3 protein-coding genes are annotated in these 3,114 nt (G+C 58.6%); 2 read left to right on the top strand and 1 reads right to left on the bottom strand.

Annotated features, from left to right (window positions below):
* On the top strand, positions 1-166 hold a 166-nt coding region (locus P0D70_RS36300; protein WP_368626528.1), incomplete at its 5' end, for an oxidoreductase dimerization domain-containing protein.
* Positions 167-516: 350 nt separating this feature from the next.
* On the opposite strand, the gene P0D70_RS36295 is transcribed toward P0D70_RS36300, so the two are convergent.
* Positions 517-1,089, bottom strand: a complete 573-nt coding sequence (locus tag P0D70_RS36295) for a phasin family protein (protein ID WP_007181275.1) — start codon at positions 1,087-1,089, stop codon at positions 517-519.
* A 775-nt stretch (positions 1,090-1,864) separates the two neighbouring features.
* Between P0D70_RS36295 and pbpG the strand changes: the two genes are divergently transcribed.
* Positions 1,865-3,037, top strand: coding sequence for a D-alanyl-D-alanine endopeptidase (pbpG, locus tag P0D70_RS36290; RefSeq protein WP_091792883.1), 1,173 nt, complete (start codon positions 1,865-1,867; stop codon positions 3,035-3,037).
* Positions 3,038-3,114 lie beyond the last annotated feature (77 nt).

Here is a 3,114-nt window from a genome sequence, read left to right as displayed (position 1 = left end):
AGGCGACCTGATCAGCGAAGTGTGTCTCGCGGTCGAGATGGGTGCGGACGCAACGGATATCGGTAAGACGATTCACCCGCATCCGACGCTCGGCGAATCGATCGGTATGGCCGCCGAGTTGTATGAAGGCGTGTGTACCGACTTGCCGCCGCAGAAAAAGAAGTAATGCGCTCTGGCCCGCCCGCATTCATGCGGGTGGTCCGGATAAAAAAACGGCGCGTCCCGCAAAGGACGCGCCGTTTTTCTTTCGGACAGCAGGGCAGAGCCATTACCGTGCAATGACGCACGGTATCAAATCCGCTCAACGTCACCGGCGCCGGAACAGACGCGGCGGGTAAAAAAATCCCGGCCTTGCGCCGGGCAAACGATACGCTGTTCAACGTATCGGAGCGTTCGGCCAATTAACACCGTGTGAGCGGCAACGGCACGACGCTGTTGCTTGCGGTAACGCCGGCACAGCGGTGAGCTGTGCCGGCGTTGAATGCTGCCTGCAGAGGTGATGCTTGAGACGGAAGCTTAGACGGCCTTCTTGGCCGAGCGCGACGCTTGTGCTGCAGCTTGCGAAGCTGCCTTCGATGCGGCCGTTGCAGCTGCATTGAAGTTGCTTTCAGCGATTTCGACTGCTTGCTTGGTTGCCTTGTGAACCGTTTCGTACGTGGTGTTGGCGGCGGTGATAGCCGACTTCATCACGGCGACAGCGGTTTCCGAACCAGCCGGGGCATTCTTTGCAACGTTTTCGACGAGCGATTGAACCTTGCGGTTTTGCTCTTCGAATTGCGCTTCCGCGACGCGGGCGAATTCGCCTTGCGTTGCCGAAACGATCTCATACACGTGACGGCCATACGACAGCGCCTTTTCGGCTACCGGCTGTGCAAGGCTTGCCTGCAGTGCCAGCAGTTCCTGCGCGTCTTTCACCGACAGCGCACGTTGAGCATTTTCCTGGCTTTCCGCGAGCGTCGATTTCACGACCTGCAGGTTCAGCTCAACCAGCTTTTCGACGCCTTCGAATGCTTTGGTCGTCAGGCCGAACAGCGTTTCAAAGTTGGCTTTCTGGGCTGCGGCGAATTGCTCAGGGGTCAGCAGAGTCATGGTTTACGCTCCTGGATCGCGGTCTGTCTGTGCGGACCGCATTGGTGGGTGGTGAGACACATTGGTGCGTCCCGCCGGACCGCGATGTATGGTGCATCGCAGCAATGGTTCCCATTTTAGGATGGCCACGACGAATGTCAAGTGTTTTTTGTGCGTCGCACCATATTAAGAAACCGCTGATAAAACAAGATGTTATGCGTTGGGCATGACGTTCGCGTGACGTAGGTCAAATTGAGCGCTGCACCGCGCTGGTGCTAACGAAATACTGTCGTTATTGCCGCGTTGTGGGGCATTTCGACCTCCCGTCACACGCCAGCAAGGGAAGCCGGTAACATCCGACAATTAACAAAACGCCGCAAATGCAAATCGATGTAAACCGGAAAGTGTCACGGAACGTTAATGACTGAATCCGGTCGAACGCGCGTTGGCGGTTTCCAGTGGACGTTTAACACGCCGCTGGATTGATCCCAACTTCGTACTGTGGCACTGGCAGCACCCGTTCGCCCGTGCTCTGACCGTATTTCCCCTGATCAAGGTTGTCTCGAAATTGCCGTTATGCTGGAAGAATCACCTCGATTCTGGCGTATGGCGGCAGCCGCGAGGCGAAACGCCTGGGCGATCGTTTTTTTCGATCGAGGCGTGGCACTTATTCGTGTTTTTGCGATCGGAGCTTACAAGCCGGTTTAAGGAGCGCGTATAAGTGCTTAAAATTGCTAATTTTTCGTTGTTTTACTACACTTGCGGAAAACCTCTCGCCGCTCCCTACCGAACACCCATGAAAACCGACATGTTTTCGTCGCTAAAAGTGATCCACGGCGCGGCCCGCAGCACCGCTCTGTCGGTGGCCGCCTCCATGGTCATCGCAGCGGCGTTCGCCACGCCTGTGAGCGCTTTTGCCGCCACGCCCGCTGCACCTGCAAAAACCTCCAAACACGCGAAAGCAGCCAAAAAGCCGGCTGCCGCCCCCGCCAAGGTGTCGAAGGCATCGAAAGCGGCGGCTGCAAAGTCGGTAGCCGCTGAGGACGACGCGCCACGCGCGGGCGTCAAGCGCAAGCGCGTAACCTATACGTCGAATGGCCGTCACCACTCGGTGGTGCGCCGTGTCGCGTATGAACCGCGTTCGCCGAGCGTCGGCCAGGCTTTCGGCCTGCACGAAACGCCGGACGCGCTCATGCTGCGCTCCAGCGTCGCCTACGTGATCGATCAGAACTCCGGGGAACCGCTGTTCGACAAGAATTCGCGCGCCGTGGTGCCGATCGCGTCGATCACGAAACTGATGACGGCGATGGTGGTGCTCGACTCGAAAGAGCCGATGACCGATCAGATCGAAGTCACCGACGAAGACCGCGACTACGAAAAGAACACCGGCTCGCGTCTGTCGGTGGGCTCCGTGCTGTCGCGTGAAGACATGCTGCATATTGCGCTGATGGCATCGGAAAATCGCGCGGCCGCGGCGCTGTCGCGCTACTTCCCGGGCGGCCGTCCGGCGTTTCTCGCGGCCATGAACGCGAAGGCCAAGCAACTTGGCATGACCGACACGCACTTTGAAAACCCGACGGGTTTGACGAGCCAGAACGTATCGAGCGCGCGCGACCTCGTGAAGATGGTCAACGCCGCGTATCAGTATCCGGTGATTCGCAAATTCTCGACAGATCACAGCTACGAGGTGTACACCGGCAAGCGTTCGCTGGCGTACAACAGCACGAATGCGCTGGTGCGTAACCCGACTTGGGACATCGGTCTGCAAAAGACCGGCTTCATCAACGAAGCGGGTGAGTGCCTCGTGATGCAGGCGACCATTCACGGCCGTCCGATGATCATGGTGCTGCTGGACTCGTCGGGTAAGTACTCGCGGTTCGCGGACGCAACGCGTCTGCGCACGTGGCTGGACAACGGCGGCGACCAGCCGCGCATTACCAGCGCGGACGCCGGCGGTTCGGGTACCTGAAGCGGCTCGTGAGCGGCCGGTTTCCGGATCGGCCCGTACAAAAAAGCCTCGCAAATGCGAGGCTTTTTTATTGCGCT

The organism is Paraburkholderia sp. RL17-381-BIF-C (assembly GCF_046026435.1).
In the GTDB taxonomy this organism is placed as follows: Bacteria; Pseudomonadota; Gammaproteobacteria; order Burkholderiales; family Burkholderiaceae; genus Paraburkholderia.
This window is presented reverse-complemented; position numbering and strand designations above follow the sequence as displayed.